The 1,669-nt window shown below is 35.2% G+C and carries 3 protein-coding genes; all 3 read left to right on the top strand.

Translation table 11 applies throughout. The annotated features are described in order from the left end of the window. Positions 1–207, top strand: a 207-nt coding sequence (locus A9G30_RS11705; protein WP_081295844.1) for a hypothetical protein, incomplete at its 5' end; no start/stop codon positions are given. Between the two features lie 135 nt (positions 208–342). Continuing rightward, positions 343–699 (top strand): hypothetical protein, encoded by a 357-nt coding sequence (locus A9G30_RS11700; RefSeq protein WP_065589068.1) that lies wholly within the window; start codon positions 343–345, stop codon positions 697–699. A gap of 349 nt (positions 700–1,048) precedes the next feature. After that, on the top strand, positions 1,049–1,669 hold a 621-nt coding region (locus A9G30_RS11695), incomplete at its 3' end, for a DUF4123 domain-containing protein (RefSeq protein ID WP_065589067.1).

The following is a 1,669-nucleotide window of genomic DNA, read 5'->3' as shown; positions in this document are numbered from 1 at the left end:
CCAATGAAAGGTAAAAGTGGTGATATATCATCTTGGTCATTAGTGTTAAATGTGCAACGTTGCGAACTATTAGAACCCGACCAAAGAGTTGGCTTTGGAAAAGCCTATTTTTTAGTAGAGGATGCGCCAAGTTTTTTACTCGAAAAAGGATTTACAATGAATATTTATGAAGGTTTTAAGCTAGTTGGCAAAGTTGAAGTGCTTTAACTTCTTCAACTTTTAAACAATAAACGACAATGTTACTATAAACGCTAAAATATCTAAGATGTTATCTGTATGGCAATGGTTAATAGCGGTCTTTAAATATTCGACTGCTGCCTTTTAATTAAAAATAGAGGGGATATGAATACAAAAGAAATACAAACAAAATACGGTATTATTTACACACGAAATGCATTAATTTTATCTGATGTTAAATTAGAATGTTATCCATTCACCTTGGTTGTTGATACGTCATTGTCATTGGCAGGTTGCAAACCAGAGATTTTAAATGTTCCTGAAGTTAAAGTGACATTTATGTTTAATGATATTGACCGTTTGTCTATTTATGAAATAGATGAGTATCCCTACGAAAAATATTCAAAATCTAGTTTTGATTTAGTCGATGAAGTTCATAAAGCAGGTAAACAACGCATAATACTTAGCACTTATGATCATATTTTTGATGTAATTGGTAGGTATGAAATCAAATATTATTAATCTATAACATAAAACCGATTATTTACCTAAATCACCTTACTAAACATGGCAAAGCGCTGAAAATACAAGTATCGAGCATAACTAATCTAGGTTTATTGTTAAAAAAATAACAAAAATAGACTAAAAAAGGTTGCATAGAATAAAAAATAATCTTATCTTAGCTAAAAATACCTTTATTTTTCGGTTTCTTAATACTTTCTAAAGGAATTTAGGTAAATATCATGGAGCTCGCTGTTAGTCATATTGCTTTAATCATCAATCGCCTTATTCAATATCCCTTTCTTGTCTTTTATAAGTTAAACGGATTTTTAGTAGTACGGGTTTTATTGTGCAATGCAAGGGGCAGATTATGCTAGCTATGCCACTGTCTCAATGGCGCACGATTACCGCTACCTCTGCCATGCCTTTGTATGCCGTACTTTCTAATGTCAGTGATGCGCAAGCGGTTAAAAACTACTATATCACTGATGGCTCACAAACGCCCTATGGTCTTTATACTGGCACGCCTTACGAGCACTGGTTTTCTGTTATGCCCATGCTAGTGAGACTTGATGAGCATAGCCCTTTTTTAGATTGGATTAATAACACTGAGCACAAAGACTGGGGCTGGCTGGCACGCTCTCATTTACCCTTTGCAGACATCTGCGCCCATTTACGTAGCCTAACCCAAGCCATTATGCCCGATGGTGAAACAGTGTTTTTTCGCTATTGGGATGGCGAATACTTGTCAATCATGCTTGATTATTTTACCGATAGCTGGCAAGACGTGCTGCCTGCTTTTGCTTTTTACTGGATTAATCACCAATCACATGTGGTGCATGTACCGGTTGAGCAAGCGGTGCAAACTTCGCCTTGGTGGCAGGTGCCGAAAGGGCTTCTTGAAGCTATAGCAGCAATAAATAAAAATGTATATTTAACTAATATATTGCAATATTTACAACAAACACATCCTGATATTTATTTTGCTTTT

It is taken from the genome of Gilliamella sp. Fer4-1, from assembly GCF_001690515.1.
GTDB lineage: Bacteria > Pseudomonadota > Gammaproteobacteria > Enterobacterales > Orbaceae > Gilliamella > Gilliamella apicola_C.
Note: the sequence above shows the minus strand (reverse complement) of the source record. Positions and strands in the feature narration are given on the sequence as shown.